General features: G+C 67.9%; 11 protein-coding genes and 2 tRNA genes. 7 read left to right on the top strand and 6 right to left on the bottom strand.

Annotated elements, in window-relative coordinates:
- Positions 1-229: 229 nt before the first annotated feature.
- Positions 230-9,508: a type I polyketide synthase gene (locus tag RDCOP1_RS04200; protein WP_072698737.1), complete on the top strand. Its 9,279-nt coding sequence runs from the start codon at positions 230-232 to the stop codon at positions 9,506-9,508.
- A 32-nt stretch (positions 9,509-9,540) separates the two neighbouring features.
- A complete protein-coding gene (gene acpS, locus RDCOP1_RS04195; protein ID WP_072698736.1) occupies positions 9,541-9,948 on the top strand; it encodes a holo-ACP synthase AcpS in 408 nt (135 codons plus the stop codon).
- Between the two features lie 11 nt (positions 9,949-9,959).
- Here the strand turns inward: acpS and RDCOP1_RS04190 are convergent, their stop codons facing one another.
- Positions 9,960-10,748, bottom strand: a complete 789-nt coding sequence (locus tag RDCOP1_RS04190; protein ID WP_072698735.1) for a TetR family transcriptional regulator — start codon at positions 10,746-10,748, stop codon at positions 9,960-9,962.
- Positions 10,749-11,197: 449 nt separating this feature from the next.
- On the opposite strand from RDCOP1_RS04190, the gene RDCOP1_RS04185 reads away from it, so the two are divergent.
- Entirely contained in the window at positions 11,198-12,562 is a 1,365-nt protein-coding gene (locus RDCOP1_RS04185; RefSeq protein ID WP_072698734.1) for a dipeptidase, read from the top strand.
- A gap of 30 nt (positions 12,563-12,592) precedes the next feature.
- Here RDCOP1_RS04185 and bcp read toward each other — a convergent pair whose 3' ends face one another.
- Positions 12,593-13,066 carry a thioredoxin-dependent thiol peroxidase gene (gene bcp / locus RDCOP1_RS04180; protein ID WP_072698733.1) on the bottom strand — a complete coding sequence of 158 codons (474 nt, stop codon included), beginning with the start codon at positions 13,064-13,066 and terminating at the stop codon, positions 12,593-12,595.
- Positions 13,067-13,139: 73 nt separating this feature from the next.
- Between bcp and RDCOP1_RS04175 the strand changes: the two genes are divergently transcribed.
- The gene (locus tag RDCOP1_RS04175; RefSeq protein ID WP_072698913.1) at positions 13,140-13,364 is read left to right on the top strand and encodes a DUF3618 domain-containing protein; all 225 of its coding nucleotides are present in this window, start codon (positions 13,140-13,142) and stop codon (positions 13,362-13,364) included.
- Positions 13,365-13,543: 179 nt separating this feature from the next.
- Here the strand turns inward: RDCOP1_RS04175 and RDCOP1_RS04170 are convergent.
- Positions 13,544-13,619, bottom strand: a tRNA-Lys gene (locus RDCOP1_RS04170).
- Positions 13,620-13,956: 337 nt separating this feature from the next.
- Here RDCOP1_RS04170 and RDCOP1_RS04165 point away from each other — a divergent pair.
- Complete coding sequence (locus RDCOP1_RS04165) at positions 13,957-15,096, top strand: L,D-transpeptidase (protein WP_231923029.1); 1,140 nt, start codon at positions 13,957-13,959, stop codon at positions 15,094-15,096.
- A gap of 156 nt (positions 15,097-15,252) precedes the next feature.
- Here RDCOP1_RS04165 and RDCOP1_RS04160 read toward each other — a convergent pair.
- Together RDCOP1_RS04160 and orn are read right to left on the bottom strand one after the other, a co-directional pair.
- Positions 15,253-15,325, bottom strand: a tRNA-His gene (locus RDCOP1_RS04160).
- A gap of 84 nt (positions 15,326-15,409) precedes the next feature.
- A complete protein-coding gene (gene orn / locus RDCOP1_RS04155) occupies positions 15,410-16,009 on the bottom strand; it encodes an oligoribonuclease (protein WP_072698732.1) in 600 nt (199 codons plus the stop codon).
- Between the two features lie 83 nt (positions 16,010-16,092).
- Between orn and RDCOP1_RS04150 the strand changes: the two genes are divergently transcribed.
- On the top strand, positions 16,093-17,700 hold the full coding sequence (locus RDCOP1_RS04150; protein WP_072698731.1) for a helicase HerA-like domain-containing protein: 1,608 nt from the start codon (positions 16,093-16,095) through the stop codon (positions 17,698-17,700).
- Here the strand turns inward: RDCOP1_RS04150 and cmrA are convergent.
- Positions 17,697-18,503, bottom strand: a complete 807-nt coding sequence (gene cmrA, locus RDCOP1_RS04145; protein WP_072698730.1) for a mycolate reductase — start codon at positions 18,501-18,503, stop codon at positions 17,697-17,699. The two genes, RDCOP1_RS04150 and cmrA, sit on opposite strands and share 4 nt — an antisense overlap.
- A gap of 112 nt (positions 18,504-18,615) precedes the next feature.
- Here cmrA and RDCOP1_RS04140 point away from each other — a divergent pair, with 112 nt between their 5' ends.
- Positions 18,616-19,938, top strand: coding sequence for an MFS transporter (locus tag RDCOP1_RS04140; protein WP_072698729.1), 1,323 nt, complete (start codon positions 18,616-18,618; stop codon positions 19,936-19,938).
- Positions 19,939-19,948 lie beyond the last annotated feature (10 nt).

The following is a 19,948-nucleotide window of genomic DNA, read 5'->3' as shown; positions in this document are numbered from 1 at the left end:
AATTCGGGTTACCCGCCGGTTCGATTCGGCGTCGACTGTGAGGCAACTCACCGGTCGTGAGGCTGCGCCGCTCTCTCGGCGCTCAAAACATGAGGAAGTCCTCATGATTCTGTGCGAATCTGGGCGTGCCCGTAAGAGCACATCGAGTCCATGCGACAAACCCGCGCAGGCAGTGCTGCACCACAGGAAATGCCTCGACGCAGGGGTGTTCAGGAGAGGAAAAACACGCGTGACGATCGACGAGACCACACCAGGTGACAACGGACGGAACTCGAAGGCCTCACGACGCACCGGCGAACAGGGAGCGGCCACCGCTTCCCGGTCGGCACTCGTGGACAGGTTCCTCGCCGGTGAGCCCTACGCCGTCGCATTCGGCGGTCAGGGCGCACCCTGGCTCGACTCGCTCGGTGAACTCACCCGGGACAACGGCCTCGAACCCGAGCTGACCGAACTGGTCAACGCCGCCGCCACGCACCTCGGTCCCGTCGCCGCCGATCTCGTCGTCGTGCGGCCGGTCGGTTTCGACCCCGTCGCGTGGATCCTCGAGCAGGAACTCGCCGACGAGGACGACGCGCCCGCCGGACCCGACGCCGCAGTCCTGACTTCCGCCGCCGTGTCTCTCCCCGGCGTGCTCCTGACTCAGCTCGCGGCCCTGCGTGCGCTGGCGAACCAGGGTCTCGACGTCACCGAGGTGGCGCCGTCCGCCGTGATCGGTCACTCCGCCGGAGTCCTCGCAGTCGAAGCCGTGTCGGCCCGCGGAAACAAGGATTCCGAGATCCTCGCGCTCGCGCAGCTCATCGGAGCTGCCGCGACCCTTGTCGGACGACGTCGCGGTCTGCTCGCGCGCGCCGGCAAGTCCCCGATGCTCTCCGTTGCAGGTGCCGACCCGGAACGCCTCGGCGCCGTCGTCGCCGAGTTGTTCGACGGCAAGGATCCCGCCGTCAGCGCGGTCGTCGCTATCCGTAATGCACGACGTCGCGTCGTGTTGTCCGGTCCGCCGGCGGCGCTCGAGCGCGTGCAGCAGCGCTGCGAGCAGATCTCCGACGCCGAGACCCGCGAGCGCGAGTCGAAACAGCGTGGCGGCGCGGTCTTCTCACCGACCTTCGAATCGGTGTCGGCCGAGGTGGGATTCCACCACCCCGCCTTCGCCGATGCCGTCGAGCAGGTTGCCGACTGGGCTGCCCGGTGCGACCTCGACGCGGAACTCGCCCGGGCCCTTGCCGAAGCGATTCTCGTGCGACCCGTCGACTGGGTCCGGGAGGTCGACGATGCACTCGAGTCCGGTGCGTCGTGGATCCTCGACCTTGGCCCCGGAGAACTCCTCACCCGTATGACCGCCTCGGGCCTGCGCGGCCGGGGCGTCGGCATCGTTCCGGCGTCTACCCGTGGCGGTCAGCGCAATCTGCTCACCCCCGGCGCGGAGCCCGAGGTGCCCCGCGCATGGACCGAATTCGCACCCACCCCGGTCGTGCTGCCGGACGGGCGCGTCGGTGTGGAGACCTCTTTCACTCGCCTGACCGGCCGCTCGCCGATCCTGCTCGCGGGCATGACGCCGACGACCGTCGACCCGCAGATCGTCGCGGCCGCAGCCAATGCCGGCCACTGGGCCGAACTCGCGGGCGGCGGACAGGTCACCGAGCAGATCTTCGCCGACAACGTCGCCGGCTTGCAGAAGCTGCTCGAACCGGGTCGCGCAGCCCAGTTCAACTCGATGTTCCTCGACCCGTACCTGTGGAAGCTGCATGTGGGCGGTAAGCGCCTGGTGCCGAAGGCCCGTGCGGCCGGTGCGCCGTTCGACGGTGTCGTGGTGACCGCCGGCATCCCGGAACTCGACGACGCGGTCCAGATCATCTCCGACCTGCGCGACGCCGGAATCGAGCACATCGCCTTCAAGCCGGGCACCGTCGCACAGATCCGTTCGGTGATCCGGATCGCGAACGAAGTTCCGAACTTCCCGGTCATCGTCCACATCGAAGGCGGGCGCGCAGGCGGCCACCATTCGTGGGAGGACCTCGACGACCTGCTGCTCGACACCTACGCCGAGCTACGCACCCGCCCCAACCTAGTGCTGTGTGTCGGCGGCGGGATCGGCACGCCCGAGAAAGCTGCCGATTACCTGACCGGCCGCTGGTCCACGGTGCACGGTTTCCCCGCGATGCCCCTCGACGGCATTCTCGTCGGCACCGCGGCGATGGCCACGCTCGAAGCCACCACCGCACCGGCAGTCAAGCAGTTGCTCGTCGACACACCCGGCACCCCCGACTGGGTCGGTGCGGGCACCGCTTCCGGCGGCATGGCATCGGGCCGTAGTCAACTCGGCGCCGACATCCACGAAATCGACAACGCGGCTTCGCGCACGGGCCGGCTCCTGGACGAGGTCGCCGGTGACGGCGAGGCCGTGGCGGCGCGTCGCGCCGAGATCATTGCCGCTCTCGACGTCACGGCCAAGCCGTACTTCGGTGACCTCGGCTCGATGACCTACCTGCAGTGGCTCCGCCGCTACCTCGAGCTTGCCGTCGGCACCGACGCCGTGGCCGACTTCGATTGCGGCACGGACCTGGCCGACGCCGTTTCCGCAGCGCACACGAGCCTGTGGACCGATGTGACGTGGCGTGAGCGCTTCCGGGAGATGCTGCAGCGCGCCGAAGCTCGCCTGCACCCGGTCGACCGTGGGCCCATCCCGACCTTGTTCGCCGACGACGCGACGCTCGAGCAGCCTCACGCGGCGCTCCACGCGCTCACCGCTCAGTACCCCGACGCGGACGAGGTTCTGCTCCACCCCGCCGACGTCCCGTTCTTCGTGACGCTGTGCAAGACCCCCGGCAAGCCCGTCAACTTCGTTCCCGTCATCGACCGGGACGTGCGTCGCTGGTGGCGTTCGGACTCGCTGTGGCAGGCTCACGACCCGCGTTACAGCGCCGATCAGGTCTGCGTGATCCCCGGCACCGTCGCCGTTGCGGGAATCACGCGAGTGGACGAGCCTGTCGGCGAGTTGCTCGACCGTTTCGAGAAGGCCACCGTCGACGAGTTGCTCTCCGCCGGTATGGAACCGACGGCGATCGTCGCTCGCCGTCACCTCGATCTCGCGCCCGGCGTGCTGGACGCGGTGCTCTCCGCACCGGATGTGCACTGGGCGGGTCGTCTCACCCGTAACCCGGTCCACCGTCTCGGTGATCTCTCCGAATGGACCGCCGAATCGGAGTCCGCGGTGTCGCACGCACCGACCGGCGCCACCCTGACCGTCCTCGACGACCGGCACGTCGGGCTCCGGGTTCCGCTCGCCCGCGACAAGGCCGTCGAGATCCGCATCACCGTGCCGGCTTCCGTGAGCACCGGTGGCGCTCCGGTGGTGAGCGCCGCAGACGCGGACGCTGCGATGTCCGCGCTGCTCGGTGTCGCCGCCGGTCAGGAACTGCCCACCGTCAAGAAGGGCGCCGCCCGCATCACCTTGGGCTGGCTGCCCGAAAAGATCGCCGACCATGCCGGAGTGACGGGTTCGGGCCTGCCCGGGAACCTGACTCCGAGCGGCAACGGTGTGCCCGACGTCCTCGTCGGCGCGTGCTGGCCGGCGGTCTTCGCCTCGCTCGGCGCCGCCCGCACCGGCGACGGTCTTTCCGTCATCGAGGGCATGCTCGACCTGGTTCATCTCGACCACGCCATCGACGTCAAGAACGGCCTTCCCACGGAACCGGCGTTCCTCGGGGTCAAGGCAGAGGTCGCGGGAGTCTCCGACACCGACCTCGGCCGGGTCGTGGAGGTCCGCGTCGTGATCACCGCAGACAGCGGTGACGGTTCGGGCGGCAACATCGTCGCGACCCTGACCGAGCGATTCGCGATCCGCGGCCGTACCGGCACCGCCGGACTCGCCGATCCGGTCCGCGCCGGCGGCGCTCTGAGCGAGGACGCCACCGACACTCCGCGTCGCCGACGCCGGGATGCAGTGATCGTCGCGCCGACCGACATGGCGGCGTTCGCGAAGGTGTCGGGCGACCACAACCCGATCCACACGTCCGGCAACGCCGCCCTCCTGGCAGGACTCGGCAGCCCGATCGTGCACGGCATGTGGCTGTCGGCCGCTGCTCAGCAGGTCGTCACGGCCGCCGAAACGGACGCGAAGCTGCCGGTCCGCCGCCTGACCGCGTGGACCACCCGCTTCCTGGGCATGGTGCGTCCAGGGGCGAAGATCGACGTCCGCGTCGACCGGATCGCTACCGACCGCGGCGCCGACGTCGTCGAGGTCGGCTGCCGGGTGGACGGCGACCTCGTCATGGTGGCCACGGGCCGGATCGCCGCTCCCAAGACCGTCTACGCATTCCCGGGACAGGGCATCCAGCGACCGGGCATGGGCCTCGACGCCCGCGCCCGCAGCAAGGCCGCCCGCGAAATCTGGGACCGCGCGGACAAGCACACCCGCAAGGCGCTCGGCTTCTCGATCCTTGCCGTCGTGCGCGACAACCCGACGGTGCTCAAGGCCCAGGGCGTCACCCACAAGCATCCCGACGGTGTGCTGCACCTGACCCAGTTCACGCAGGTCGCCATGGCCACGCTCGGTGTCGCGCAGATCGCGGAACTCCGTGAGGCCGGAGCGTTCATCGAGGATGCCCTGCTCGCCGGGCATTCGGTCGGCGAATACAACGCCCTCGCGGCGGTCGCCGGCGTACTGCCCCTCGAGGCCGTACTCGAGGTGGTCTTCCAGCGCGGCTCGGCGATGCACGCTCTCGTGCCGCGCGACGCACAGGGCCGCTCCGACTACCGCATGGCGGCGATCCGTCCGTCGCAGTTCGGTGTCGCGGACGAGGATCTGGAGGCGTTCGTCGCCGAGGTCGCAGAGCAGGCCGGAGAGTTCCTCGAGATCGTCAACCTCAATCTGCGTGGATCGCAGTACGCGATCGCGGGCACGGTCGCGGGGCTCGATGCTCTCGAAAAGGTGATCGAGCGGAAGGTCGCCGAGTTCGGCGGCAAACGCGCATTCATCCTGGTTCCCGGGATCGACGTGCCGTTCCACTCGACCGTGCTGCGCGGCGGCGTCGACGATTTCCGTGAGCGTCTGCTGCATCTGCTGCCCGAGCAGATCGATCCGGACATCCTCCTCGGCCGCTACATCCCGAACCTGGTGCCGAAGCCGTTCGACCTGGGTCGCGACTTCGTACAGGAGATCGCCGACCTGGTTCCGTCCGAACCCCTGGCCGACGTCCTCGCGGACTTCGACACCTGGTCGGCCGATCGGTCCAAGCTCTGCCGCGTCGTGCTGGCGGAACTGCTGGCATGGCAGTTCGCGTCGCCGGTGCGCTGGATCGAAACCCAGGATCTGCTGTTCACACCGGAATCCGAGGGTGGTCTCGGTGTGGAGCGATTCGTCGAGGTCGGCCTCGGCGCGGTCCCGACCGTCGCGAATCTCGCGTCGCAGACGCTCAAGCTGCCGGGCCGCTTCGGCGAACCCGTCGAGGTGCTCAACATCGAGCGGGAGGCGTCGGTCGTGTACTCCACCGATGTCGATCCGGCGCCGGTCGAGGACGACGAACCCGTCGTCTCCGAGGCGCCCACCACCGCTGCGGCGCCGGCAGCCCCGGCAGCCCCGGCGGCTCCGGCGGGTGGCCCACGGCCCGACGACATCGCATTCAGCGCTGCCGACGCTACCCGGGTGCTCATCGCACTGTGGACGAAGCTGCGTCCCGATCAGATCGGTCCCGCCGACACGATCGAGGCGCTGTGCGACGGTGTGTCCTCGCGTCGCAATCAGTTGCTCGTCGACCTCGGATCGGAGCTCTCGCTCGGCGCCATCGACGGTGCCGCCGACGCGGACATGGGCGCACTCGCCGGGACAGTGGACCGGCTTGCCCGCACGTACCGTCCGTTCGGGCCCGTGCTGTCCGATTCGATCAACGATCATCTGCGGAAGGTCTTCGGGCCGTCGGGCAAACGTCCGGGATACGTCGCCGATCGCGTCACGAAGGTGTGGGGCCTCGGGGAAGGCTGGACCCAGCACGTGACTGCGGAGGTCGCACTCGGCAGCCGTGACGGAACGTCCGTTCGGGGCGGGGACCTCGGTGGGCTGGCGCAGGGTGCGCTCGCCGACACCGGTGCCGTCGACGCGCTGATCGACGCCGCGGTTCAGTCCGTCGGGTCGCGACGTGGCGTCTCGGTCACGCTTCCGTCCGCCGGCGGCGGTGGCGGTGGCACGGTCGACGCTGCGGCGCTCGGCGAGTTCACCGAGCAGATCACCGGTCGCGACGGAGTCCTGGCGAACGCCGCTCGACTGGTACTCGGCCAGCTCGGTCTCACCGAGCACGTGGACGGACTTGCGGACAAGGCCGACGACGAGCTCGTGGAGCTGGTCTCCGCCGAGCTCGGTTCGGACTGGCCGCGACAGGTCGCGCCCGCGTTCGACACACGTAAGGCTGTACTGATCGACGACCGCTGGGCCACGGCACGCGAGGATCTCGCCCGCATCTGGCTCGGCGACCCGATCGACGTCGAGCGCTTCGCGGCATCGGGCAGGACGGTCGCTGCGCACGCTACGTTCTGGCGAGCCAAGGCCATCGAAGCCGGTCGCGTGGTCCTGGCCGAGACGTACGGCCGCATCGCTGCGGCCGCCCAGGAGACGGTGGATGCCGAGTACGGCGACGAGGTCGCGGTCGTCACCGGAGCGAGCAAGGGCGGTATCGGTGCCGCCGTCGCCGCACAGCTTCTCGCCGGAGGCGCGACGGTGATCGTCACGACCTCCCGCCTCGACTCGTCCCGGCTCGGGTTCTACAAGGACCTCTACGCCCGGCACGCCCGTACCGGTGCCGCCCTGTGGGTGGTGCCCGCGAACATGGCGTCGTACTCCGACGTCGACGCTCTCATCGAATGGATCGGCACCGAAACCGTCGAGAACGCGGGCGGCGCCAAGAAGCTGATCAAGGACGCCCTCACCCCGACGCTGCTGTTCCCGTTCGCCGCACCGCGCGTCGCCGGGTCGCTCGCCGACGCCGGAGCGCGTGCCGAAATGGAGATGCGGGTCCTGCTGTGGTCGGTCGAGCGGTTGATCGCCGGACTGTCCGCCATCGGATCCGACACCGATGTCGACACGCATCTGCACGTCGTGCTTCCGGGCTCTCCGAATCGCGGCATGTTCGGCGGCGACGGCGCCTACGGCGAGTCGAAGGCGGCGCTGGATGCGATCGTCACTCGCTGGAGCGCCGAGCGCACCTGGGCCGAGCGCGTCACCCTGGCCCACGCCCTCATCGGCTGGGTTCGTGGGACGGGCCTGATGGGCGGTAACGACCCGCTGGTCGAGGCGGTCGAGGCCGCGGGTGTGCGCACGTGGTCGCCGACGGAGATGGCCGCTGAGCTCTGCAAGCTCGTCGGACCGGAGGCCAAGAGGCTCGCTCAGGAGGCACCGCTCGTCGCCGACCTCACCGGTGGGCTCGCCGAGGCTGATCTCGATCTGCCGGCACTCGCCAAGCAGGCGCAGGACGCAGCGGCCGACGCCTCCGACGACGCGGACGAGGACCGGGACGCGACGATCGCGGCTCTGCCCGCAGCGCCGCGCGCCGAGGACGTCCCCACCCCCGAGTGGGCCGCGCTCGACATCGACCCTGCCGACATGGTCGTCATCGTCGGTGCCGGTGAGCTCGGCCCGTACGGTTCGGCACGCACCCGCTTCGAGATGGAGGTCGACGAGGAACTGTCGGCAGCCGGCGTACTCGAACTGGCGTGGGTCACCGGCCTCGTCGTGTGGGAGAACGAACCCGAGCCCGGCTTCTACGACGCCGAAACCGGCGAGCTGGTTCCGGAATCGGAGATCGCCGACCGCTATCACGACACCGTCGTCGAACGCTCCGGTATCCGGCGCTACGCCGACGACGGCGCGATGACCGACAACACCGCACCGTTGCTGACCTCGGTGTTCCTCGACAAGGATCTCTCCTTCGTCGTGGGCTCCGAAGCGGAGGCTCGCGCCTTCGTCGATTCCGATCCGGAGAACACGACCGCCTCGGTGGATTCCGAGTCGGGGGACTGGACGGTCACCCGCAAGGCCGGAACCGAGATCCGGGTGCCGCGGAAGGCGAAGCTGACCCGTACGGTCGGCGGTCAGATCCCCACCGGCTTCGACGTCACCAAGTGGGGCATCCCCGCCGACATGGCGGACTCGGTGGACCGGGTGGGTCTGTGGAACATCGTCACGACGGTCGACGCGTTCCTGACCGGCGGTTTCACCCCGTCGGAGCTGCTCCGGTGGGTGCATCCCTCGCTGGTCGCCAACACGCAGGGAACCGGTATGGGCGGCATGACGTCGATGCGCTCGCTCTACATCGACACGCTGCTCGGGGAGTCCCGCGCGAACGACATCCTGCAGGAAGCCCTGCCGAACGTCATCGCCGCGCACGTCGTGCAGTCCTATGTTGGCGGGTACGGCGCGATGGTGCACCCGGTCGCCGCCTGTGCGACTGCCGCGGTGTCCGTCGAGGAGGGTGTCGACAAGATCAAGCTGGGCAAGGCGAAGCTGGTGGTCGCGGGTGGCTTCGACGACCTCGGTATCGAGGGGATCATCGGCTTCGGCGACATGTCGGCGACCGCGAAGTCGGACGACATGCGTGCGAAGGGCATCGACGACCGTCGCTTCTCGCGGGCCAACGACCGTCGTCGCGGTGGGTTCGTCGAGTCGGCCGGCGGCGGCACCGTTCTGCTCGCCTCCGGTGATGTCGCACTCGAAATGGGGCTGCCCGTACTCGGTGTGGTCGCGTGGGCCGGTTCGTTCGCCGACGGCGTGCACACCTCGATCCCGGCTCCGGGAATCGGCGCGCTCGGCGCAGGTCGCGGTGGCCTGGAATCGGGATTGGCCAAGGAACTGCGCAAGCTCGGCGTGACCGCCGACGACATCGCCGTCATCTCCAAGCACGACACGTCGACGGCTGCGAACGATCCGAACGAGGCGGAACTGCACGAGCGGCTCGCCGCGGCACTCGGCCGCAGCGACGGCAATCCGATGTTCGTGGTGTCGCAGAAGTCGCTGACCGGACACGCGAAGGGTGGTGCGGCAGCGTTCCAGCTCGTCGGGCTGTGCCAGGTGCTGAGCCAGGGTGTCGTTCCTCCGAATCGCAGCCTGGACTGCGTGGACGACAAGATGGCGGAGTTCGAGCACCTCGTGTGGGCACGCACCCCGCTGCGTTTCGGCGAGCAGTACGCGCTCAAGGCCGGACTGCTGACCAGCCTCGGGTTCGGTCACGTATCCGGGCTGATCGCGGTGGTGCATCCGCAGGCGTTCGTCGAGGCGATCCCCGCGGATCGGCGTGAGGAGTACCGGACCGCGGCGGCAGCCCGGACCGTCACGGGTAAGCGGCGTCTGGCCGCGGCCATGACGGGCGGCGCAGCCCTGTACCAGCGGCCGGCCGATCGCCGGTTCGGTGGCGACGCGGTGCCGGCAGCCGCTGCCCGGCAGCTCGAGGCGGACGTGCTGCTCGACGCGGATGCACGACTCGGCGACGACGACGTGTACCGCTCGGGCCTGCCCGGCTGCAAGTAGCGTCACGCAACCGAAGGGACGGGTACAGCAGGATGGGAGTTGCGGGTATCGGGTTCGACCTCGTGTCGGTTCCCGAGTTCGCTGAGCAGTTGGGCCGTTGCGGCACGACGATGCTGGCGAACTTCACACCGGGGGAGCGCCGTGATGCGAATACCCGCAGCTCCGATCCGGCCCGGCATTTCGCGGCCCGGTGGGCGGCGAAAGAAGCGGTGATCAAGGCGTGGTCGGCCGCACTGTTCGGCCGCCCGCCGGTCCTGCCCGAGACCATCCATCAGCAGATCGAAGTGATCTCCGATGCCTGGGGCCGGCCGAGCATCCGCTTGCACCGGGAGGTGGCAGAGCACCTGGGGGGAATGCGGATCCACGTGTCGCTGACCCATGACGGCGACATGGCCGGCGCGTTCGTGGTGCTCGATTCGGTGGACGGCGACAAGCTGTGAGGGGTTGCGGGTCAGGGTTGCCGGGGAGAGGTGGGCTCGGCGCGGTGCGCGCCGGCGTGCTGGGCTTCCCGGGAGCGTTCGGACTCCTCACGTCGTTTGCGCTTCGCCGCTTGGGTTCGTGAATCACGCTCGGCCACTTGCAGATACGCGACCATGATGCGTTTGAGTTCGGCCACCGCCTCGGCGTGCGTCTGGTCGTCCTGTACGGAGAAGTTCAGCATCGAGTACACGACGTGGACGAGCACCTCGGCCATGAGTTTGCGGCGCGGGCGGGGAGTGTCGGGAGTGAGGGGTGCGAGCATCCGCGCGACCTGCTCGGCGAATTCCCGCTCGTGGATCGCGCCGGTGGCCCGGGTGGAGGGTGTGGACTGCATGGCGAGCCACACCTCCCGCCGTGAGGGATCGGTGGCCCACAACCCCGCCATGTGGTCGACGAAGCTGTTGAGAAAGCGCAACCAGTCGACCGACGGGATCTCGCCGTTGAACTTGGCGAGTTCCTCCTGGACGCCGACGAGGTCCTGACGGTTGAGCTCGCATACGATCACGTACTTGTTGGCGAAGAACTGGTACAGCGTGCCGATGGGGACGTCTGCGCGGGCCGCCACTTCCTCGCACGTGAAGGATTCGAATCCGACTTCCGTCAGCAACTCCCGGGACGCGGCTAGCAGCGCGTCGAACTTGCGCCGGCTCCGCTCCTGGGTGGGGCGTCGACGAGGTACCAGCTCCTGTGGTTCCGTCTGAACCTCGAGCGCCGGGTCGATCCGGCGCGGGGTGCGGCGGCTGTTCGATGCTGACTCCACTCGCCCAGGCTAGCCGTAGCGCACGGGAATGCCGAGTACTTGCTGTGTACGCGAGTGCCAATAACTCGGGTTGTGCTGCCCGGCGGCTCCGGGGGCGCCCCATAGACCGGAGCCGATGAGCGCACGGCTCGGACGTACACCCGCGTGCACCGGGCGCGTCGTCCTAGGATTGCGGCAAGCGACCGATCGATCCCGGCGCCCAGGACCGCGACGATGCCCTACCGTAGCCTCGGCCGACGATGCTGCGACCGGCGTCGGTGCGAAGACGGTGATCCGGGCAGCGGCGAGGGAGTGAAAGGGCGAGTGGCTCCGAGTGTTCCGCTCGCCCGCCGAGCCGGGCACGTTCGCGCGGAAACTCGCAGGCTCGAGAGTTGCGACTCCGATCATCGGCTCGGATCGGGTTTCCCGACGACATCGACGGTCCACATCAGGCCGACCGAGGAGAAACGATGAGCAACGAAGACACCGTCCAGCAGATACGCGACCGGGTGCGGGGATCCATGTCCGCAGCCCGAGGTGAACTCGAAACGCTCGTCGCGTTCCGTTCGGTCGCCGACCCGCGGCAGTACCCCGCCGAAGAATGTGTTGCGGCCGCCCGATGGGTACGAGATGCATTCGCCGATGCCGGCATCGAGCAGATCGAGCTTGTCGAGACCGTCGACGGGTCACTCGCGGTGGTCGGCCACACCCCCGCACCGCCCGGCGCTCCCACCGTCCTGCTCTACAGCCACTACGACGTCCAGCCCCCCGGCGACGAATCGAAATGGGAAAGCCCGCCTTTCGTCCTCACCGAACGCGACGGGCGCTGGTACGGGCGGGGCGCCGCGGACTGCAAGGGCAACATCGTGATGCATCTGCTCGCCCTACGCGCGTTGCGGGCGGACGGCCCACTGCCCGTCGGCGTGCGGATCGTGATCGAAGGATCGGAGGAGATGGGCGGTGAGGGCCTCGAACGCCTCGTCGCCGAGCGACCCGAACTGTTCGCCGCCGATCTCATCGTGATCGCCGACAGCGGTAATACGGAGGTGGGCCGGCCCACCCTCACCACCACGTTGCGCGGAACGGCGAATGCGGTCGTGCACCTCGAAACCCTCGCGGGGCCGGTCCACTCCGGGATGTACGGCGGAGGCGCTCCGGATGCGCTGGCCGCGCTGGTGCGACTACTCGGCACCCTGCGCGACGAAGACGGAAACACCGTGGTCGACGGACTCGACGCCACCGCGACGTGGGACGGCGTGCCGTACCCGGAGGAGCGCTTCCGGGCCGACGCCGGAGTGCTCGACGGAGTATCGCTGCCGACTTCCGCCACCGTGGCCGACGCCGTCTGGGCGCGGCCCGCGCTCACCGTTCTCGGTATCGACGCCCCGCCCGTTGTCGGATCGGCGGCCGCGATCGTGCCGCGCGCGTCGGCGCGCCTGAATCTCCGTGTACCGCCGGGAGTCGACGCGGTGACCGCGCAGGACGCACTCGTCGCCCACCTCGAAGCGCACGTACCGTGGGGTGCTCATATGCGAGTCGAACGCGAAGTCGTCGGCGAACCGTTCCGTGCCGCGACCGACGGACCGGGTTACGCCGCCCTGCGCGGAGCCCTGGAGACCGCATACGGCCGCGAGGTCGGCACGGCAGGCCAAGGCGGCTCCATCCCGCTGTGCACCGCGCTGCAACGCGCGGTCCCGGGGGCGGAGATCGCTCTCATCGGCGTCGAGGAACCACGCTGCGTCATCCACGCGCCGAACGAGAGCGTCGACCCGTCGGAGATCGAGAATCTTGCGGTCGCCGAAGCGCTCGTGCTGCGTACTCTCGCGTCCGGCTAGCTCAGGAGTCTCGTCAGCTCCGGCGTCGGGCTAGACGGAGAGGTCGCGCCGCAGCTTCGCGACGTGGCCGGTCGCACGCACGTTGTACTGGGCGACCTCGATCTTGCCGTCCGGATCGACCACGAACGTCGATCGGATCACCCCGGTCACGGTCTTGCCGTACATCTTCTTTTCGCCGAATGCGCCCCACGCGGTGAGCACTGCCTTGTCGGGGTCGGACAGCAACGGGAATGTGAGACCTTCGTTGTCCCGGAACTTGGCGAGCTTGGCCGGCTTGTCGGGCGAGATCCCGATCACGTCCAGCCCGGCATCGCCGAGTTCGGCGAGACTGTCACGGAAATCGCAGGCCTGCTTCGTGCAGCCCGGCGTGCTCGCGGCGGGGTAGAAGTAGACGATCACCTTGCGTCCGCGGTAGTCGGACAGCGAGACCTCGTTGCCGTCGGCGTCCGGGAGAGTGAAGTCGGGAGCGGGGTCGCCGGGGACGAGTCTGTTGTTTTCGGTCATGTCCGCGACAGTAGTAGACCGATCGTCCACTACCGTGGTCGCAGCACACTGCAGCGACCTTCTGGAGGATCACGTGGGTAGGGACACCGAGGACATCGAGCGGGAGATCGAAAAGGCCCGGAACCAGCTCGCGAGCACGCTGGACGAACTGACCGTTCGTGCCAACCCGAGGGTTCTGGTGGCGAACACGAAGCAGACCGTCGCCGCGAAGCTCAATCAGCCGGCGGTGAAGAAGTACGCGCTGGTGGCAGCGGGCGCCGTGGTCGGGCTGCTGGTGCTGCGCAAGATTCTGCGCTGACACAACCCGTTTGCACCTGTGCCCGCGCCGACCGGCGCGGGCACAGTGCGTTTCGGGCAGTGGTGGTCCGAGAAGAGTGGTGAAGAGCTCTCGGCGAGGAGAGGTTGGGGACGGATCACAGACACGCGTCGCCGAAACGAAGAAGTCCCCTCCCAGCAGATGCTGGGAGGGGACTTCTGTGGTGCGCCATCAGGGACTCGAACCCCGAACCCGCTGATTAAGAGTCAGCTGCTCTGCCAATTGAGCTAATGGCGCTTGGCTGGTGTCTCCGTTCCGTTGTCCCGGCGACGAAAAGAAGATTACACACCTTCGACTATCGCACCAAATCGGCTGGTCAAGGCGATTTTCGGGGCTGGGGCTTGTAACGAGCACGAGCGAGTGCGCGATTGTCATCGGAACGTTATCGCTATGGGGGGAGTCCTCCATCCCGGCGGATGTCCTACTGGCATCATCTGAATACAACGTATGACGTGCAATTTCGGTGCCTTGTGGGGAGGGGCGGAATCGGAGAATGGCAGTGAAGGCTGGATGTGTGACGCATACTCGGCGGCGAAGTGCCGGGGCGATGCTCGGGATGTTGCTCGTCGCGGTCATGGCGTTCGTCGCGGCATGCTCGAGTGGGACGGGGACCGGCGCGGAAGAGGTGCCGATCGACTCGAATCCCCTTGCCGCCCTCATCAAGCCGACGGTCTCCTCCAGCGTCGCCGACGGTGGCATCGGTTTCTCCCCGGTCGATCCTGTGACGGTCTCCGTGGTCAACGGAAAGCTCGAATCCGTCGCCCTCGTCGACCCCACCGGGGAAGCCGTGAAGGGTGAAGTGGCGTCCGACGGTCTCAGCTGGGTCAACACCGAACCGCTCGGTTACAACCGGGAGTACACGCTCGAGACCGTCGCCTACGGTCTCGGCGGGTCGGCTACGTCCACCGTGACCTTCACGACATCTGCGCCCGGCAATCTCACCCAGCCGTACGTGATGCCCGGGGACGGCGCCGTGGTCGGCATCGGGCAGCCGGTCGCCGTGCAGTTCGACGAGAACATCCCCGACCGCCGCGCGGCCGAGGAAGCGATCAAGGTGGTCACGGACCCGCCGGTCGAGGGCGCGTTCTACTGGCTCAGCAACCGGGAGGTGCGCTGGCGTCCCGAGCAGTACTGGACGCCGGGCACGACCGTCACGGTGGACGTGGACGTCTACGGCAAGGATCTCGGCGACGGTCTGTTCGGGCAGGACGACGTCCGTTCCACGTTCACGATCGGTGATGCTGTGGTCATCACGGCCGACGACAACACCAAGCAGGTCACGGTCAATCGCAACGGCGCGGACGTCATGACCATGCCGACGTCTTTCGGCAAGGCCGACACTCCCACCCCCAACGGGGTGTACACGATCGGTGACCGCTTCGAGCATCTGGTGATGGACTCTTCGACCTACGGTGTTCCGGCGGATGCGCCGGAGGGATACCGCACGCCGGTGGACTGGGCGACCCGCATGTCCTACAGCGGCATCTTCTTCCATTCGGCGCCGTGGTCGATCGGTGACCAGGGCGTGCGCAACGTCAGTCATGGATGCCTGAACCTGAGTCCCGCAAACGCCAAGTGGATCTTCGACAACACCAAGCGCGGCGACATCGTCATCGTCCGTAACACCCTCGGCGGAATCCTGGAGGGCGTCGAAGGGCTCGGCGACTGGAATATCCCGTGGTCGACCTGGAAGGCCGGCAACGCCGAGACCTGACAGTCTGTGCCGCACCTGGGGCGACGCCCTGCTCCGGGTGCGGATAGGTGACGCAGGGGAAACGCACTACGAAGACAGCTGATCACGAAGACAACTGATCACGAAGACAACGGAAAAGGCCCCCGACCGGGATCGCCGGTCGGGGGCCTTCTTTTGGGTGAGTGACGGGACTCGAACCCGCGACAGCCAGGATCACAACCTGGTGCTCTACCAACTGAACTACACTCACCATTGCATTCGCATGTGGCCGGGGCCGCTTGCTCCTGCGGTAGAGATACTAGCGTGACTTCACCGAAAACGACGAATCGGCAGGTCAGGCCGGTCCCAAGTCCTCTACGACGGCAGCGATGTCCTCCGGGGACGGGCCGGGCTCGGGCACGAAGGCGGTGCGCCGGTAGTAGCGCAGCTCGCGGATCGATTCCTTGATGTCGGCGAGCGCACGGTGGGACAAGCCCTTCTCCGGCTGGCCGAAGTAGATCCGCGGATACCAGCGGCGGCACAGCTCCTTGATCGAGCTCACGTCGACCATCCGGTAATGGAGGTACTTGTCGAGTTCGGGCATGTCACGGGTGATGAACCGCCGGTCGGTGCCGATGGAGTTGCCCGCGAGCGGTGCCGTGCCCGCTTCTCCGACGTGCTCGCGGATGTAGTCGAGCACCAGTTTCTCGGCCTGCGCGAGCCCTACCGTCGAGCGACGCACCTCTTCGGTGAGGCCCGAGCGCGCGTGCATCTGCTGCACGACTTCGGGCATCGCCGCGAGTGCCTCCTCGTCGGCGTGGATGACGATGTCCACGCCTTCTCCGAGCACATTGAGTTCGCTGTCGGTTACCAGTGCCGCGATCTCGATCAGCTTGTCGCTGTCGAGCTGTAGCCCGGTCATCTCACAATCGATCCATACGAGTTTGTCCTGCACGAGATACAGCGTAGCCAGACGTCGAAGCCGTTAAGGTCGGCAGTGGCACAGCAGTGGCCGTGCACAGTCGAAGGAGCATCCGTATGCCGGACCGAGACAAGCGCCACGAAGACCCCGGCGATGCGTCGCGCCCGGCGGACGCAGCCGCACGGATCGCCGCCGGATACGCGGTGTCCGGACCCGCCCTCGACCTCGGCGCCGTTGTAGTCGACGGCGTGGCGAACCCGTCCGCCAAGGTCCGAATCCCTCTCGCCACGCTGAACCGCCACGGCCTCGTCACCGGTGCTACCGGGACGGGAAAGACCGCGACGCTGCAGTTGCTCGCCGAGGAGTTGTCGGCCGCCGGTGTGCCCGTGGTGATGTCCGACGTCAAAGGCGATCTGTCGGGCCTCACGGGCGAAGGCAAGATCGAGGAGAAGATCGTTGCGCGCGCGATCGACACCGGTGACGAGTCGTGGGAACCGCACGGCTACCCGGTGCAGTTCTATTCGCTCGGTTCCGAGGGCGCGGCCATCCCGGTCCGGGCGACTGTCACCTCGTTCGGGCCGATCCTGCTGAGCAAAGTGCTCGAGCTCAATGCAACCCAGGAGTCCACCCTCGGCCTGATCTTCCACTGGGCAGACCAGCGCGGCCTCGCGTTGCTGGATCTGAAGGACCTGAGCGAGGTCGTCAGGTATCTGACCAGCGACGAGGGAAAAGCCGACCTCAAGAGCATCGGCGGGGTGTCCGGAGCGACGGCCGGGGTGATCCTGCGCGCACTGGTCAACCTCGAGCAAGCCGGCGGAGACACTTTTTTCGGGGAACCGGAACTCGAGACCGAGGATCTGCTCCGCCTCGCCGACGGCCACGGCGTCATCAGCCTGTTCGAACTCGGCGATCGCGCGACCCAGCCGGCGTTGTTCTCGACCTTCCTGATGTGGCTGATCGCCGACCTGTTCCAGGCGTTGCCGGAGGTCGGGGATCTCGAGAAGCCGAAGCTCGTGTTCATCTTCGACGAAGCGCATCTGCTGTTCACCGATGCGTCCAAGGCGTTTCAGCGACAGATCGAGCAGACCGTCAAACTGATCCGCTCGAAGGGCGTCGGGGTGATCTTCTGCACCCAACTGCCATCGGACGTGCCCCAGGCGGTGTTGTCGCAACTGGGAGCACGCATCCAGCACGCGATGCGCGCGTTCACCCCCGAAGACCGCAAGGCTCTGGACAAGGTTGTGCGCACCTACCCGGAGACGGACGTATACGACCTCGGACGGGCACTGACAGAACTCGGAACCGGCGAAGCCGTCGTGACGGTGTTGTCGGAGACCGGTGCGCCCACTCCCGTCGCCTGGACCCGGATTCGGCCACCGCGCTCCCTGATGGGTTCGGTGGGGGAGAACGCGATCCTGGCGGCCGCTCAGTCGAGCGCGCTCTACGGCAAGTACGGCCGCACGATCGACCGCGAATCGGCGTACGAGAAGTTGACCGCATCGGTGGGCGGGGCCCCCGACGTCGATCCGGAGTTCGAGACCCCGCCGCTGCCTGCCGGAGCGGGGGAGGTACTGCCGGAATCCGCGCGGGACGACGAGCCGTCGATCATCGAACGAGCGATGGGGAGCCCGGCGGTCAACAGCTTCCTGCGGTCGGCGGCGTCCGCGGCGGGCCGGGAGATCAGCCGCAGCATCTTCGGAACCGGACGCCGCCGCCGGCGTTAGTCGGAACCGAGTTTGCGGTAGAAGGCGCCGGCGATGGGCGCGGAGACCGACCGCGGCGCGAACTGTCCCGCCGCCGACATCGCCTTGCTGATCACGCCGGGCACGACGCGCATCCGGTTGGCGGCCAGGGCGTCGAGCGAGACCTTGGCGGTGTGAGCGCTCGAGATCCACAGGAAGTCGGGCACCAGTTTGTCGACGATCGACGCCTCCGCCGGATCCGGTTCCTCGGTGCGCACCGGTCCGGGAGCGAGCAGTGTGATGTGCACGCCGGTGCCTTTGAGTTCGCCGCGCAGCGACTCGGAGAACGTGTTGACGAAAGCTTTGGTCGCGGCGTAGGTCGCGTTGTGCGGGATAGCCATGTTGCCCGCGGCGGAGCCCACCATCAGGATCGCGCCGGACTTGCGCTCGACCATCTGCGGGAGCACCGCGAGGGTGAGGTCGTGCACTGCGACGGCGTTCAGTTCGACCTGTGCGCGCTCGTAGGCGGGGTCGAGTTCCGCAACGGCACCGAACGTCGCGATCCCCGCGTTGTTGCAGAGGATGCTGATGCGACGGCCGGCGAGTTCGCCGACGAGGACCGACCGAGCGTCGCGGTCGGACAGGTCGCACGCCCGAACCTCCACGGCGACGCGGTGCTTCGTACGCAGCGTCTCGGCGAGCGATTCCATCACCTCACCGCGGCGCGCAACGAGTATGAGGGAATGCCCCCGGGAGGCGAGTTCGGCGGCGAGTGCTTCGCCGATACCGGAAGAAGCTCCGGTGACGACGGCGCGGGCATCGGGATGGGGAGTCGGCAGAGTCACGGTGGGTCAGCCTAGCGGGATGCGGACCGGACGGGTCTGCGGCGTCGGCCGGCGCGACTCGCGGCACCGCTGCGGGACACGATCGGTCTCGAGCGGGCTTAGGCTGCGCACCATGAGCGCACACACGCACGCTCCGGCCGGCGCCGGGGGTGCCACGACGAAGAAACAGGTCTTCGCGTGGGGTCTGTGGGACTGGGGATCATCGGCATTCCACGCGGTGATCCTCACCTTCGTCTTCTCGGTCTACCTCACCGACGCTGTCGGCGACGACCTGCCCGGCACCGTGCCGGCGTCCGCGTGGCTCGGGTGGGCGCTGGGCATCTCGGGTGCGCTGATCGCCGTCACGGCACCGATATTCGGCCAGAGGTTCGACGCGGCCGGTCGCCGGAAATGGTCGCTCGCGATCCTGACGGCGCTGACCGTGGCCGCGATGGCCGGTATGTATTTCGTGCGCGACGACTACAGCTACCTCTGGCTCGGTCTCGTGCTTCTCGGAATCGCATCTGTGGGCGCCGAGCTTGCGCAGGTCCCGTACAACGCGATGCTGCGGCAGGTCTCGACGGAGGACACCGTCGGCCGGGTGTCCGGGTTCGGTTGGGCCATGGGGTATTTCGGCGGGATCGTGCTGCTGTTGCTGTGCTACGCCGGTTTCATCGCCGGTGACGGCGATGCGCGCGGTCTGCTCGGTGTCTCTACCGAAGGGGGCGCCAACATCCGGCTCGTGGCGCTACTGGCGGCAGTATGGTTCGCGCTGTTCGCATTGCCCGTGCTGTTCGCGGTTCCGGAGAAACCGGTCGAACGTGGTGACGACCGGCGACGCGTCGGCATCGTCGAGTCCTATCGCGTGCTCTGGCGCGATCTGCGCCAGCTGTGGCAGGCCGACCGTCGCACCATCGGCTATCTGGGGGCGTCCGCACTGTTCCGGGACGGTTTGGCAGGTGTGTTCACCTTCGGCGCGGTCCTGGCCGTCAATGTCTACGGAATCAGCGCGGCGGACGTGCTGCTCTTCGGCGTCGCTGCCAACGTGGTCTCTGCGCTCGGCGCACTTGCCGCCGGACGCATCGACGACCGGCTCGGCCCCAAGACCGTCATCGTGGGTTCGCTCGTCGCGATGATCGCGGCCGGAACGGTCTTGCTGGTGGTGTCGGGGCCGACGATGTTCTGGATCTTCGGTCTCGTGCTGTGCCTGTTCGTCGGTCCTGCGCAGTCGTCGGCCCGCACGTTTCTGGTCAGGCTCACCCCGCCCGGACGGGAAGGGCAGATGTTCGGCCTCTACGCGACCACCGGTCGTGCGGTGTCGTTCCTCGCCCCGACTCTGTTCGGGTTCTTCGCGTGGTGGTTCGCCACCGATCGGGCCGGCATCGTCGGGCTGTTGCTCGTTCTCGCAGTGGGCCTCGCCGCACTGCTCGCGGTCCGCGCACCCGAAAGCTCGTAAGCGCAGGTCA

It is taken from the genome of Rhodococcus coprophilus NBRC 100603 (assembly GCF_001895045.1).
GTDB classification, from domain to species: Bacteria; Actinomycetota; Actinomycetes; order Mycobacteriales; family Mycobacteriaceae; genus Rhodococcus; species Rhodococcus coprophilus.
Note: the sequence above shows the minus strand (reverse complement) of the source record. Positions and strands in the feature narration are given on the sequence as shown.

What these genes read in the sequence shown, in the direction of transcription:
- acpS (WP_072698736.1), top strand. Translation starts at nt 9,541, where the DNA reads ATGGGAGTTGCGGGTATCGGGTTCGACCTCGTGTCGGTTCCCGAGTTC.
- RDCOP1_RS04185 (WP_072698734.1), top strand. Translation starts at nt 11,198, where the DNA reads ATGAGCAACGAAGACACCGTCCAGCAGATACGCGACCGGGTGCGGGGA.
- bcp (WP_072698733.1), bottom strand. Translation starts at nt 13,066, where the DNA reads ATGACCGAAAACAACAGACTCGTCCCCGGCGACCCCGCTCCCGACTTC.
- RDCOP1_RS04165 (WP_231923029.1), top strand. Translation starts at nt 13,957, where the DNA reads ATGGCGTTCGTCGCGGCATGCTCGAGTGGGACGGGGACCGGCGCGGAA.
- RDCOP1_RS04150 (WP_072698731.1), top strand. Translation starts at nt 16,093, where the DNA reads ATGCCGGACCGAGACAAGCGCCACGAAGACCCCGGCGATGCGTCGCGC.
- RDCOP1_RS04140 (WP_072698729.1), top strand. Translation starts at nt 18,616, where the DNA reads ATGAGCGCACACACGCACGCTCCGGCCGGCGCCGGGGGTGCCACGACG.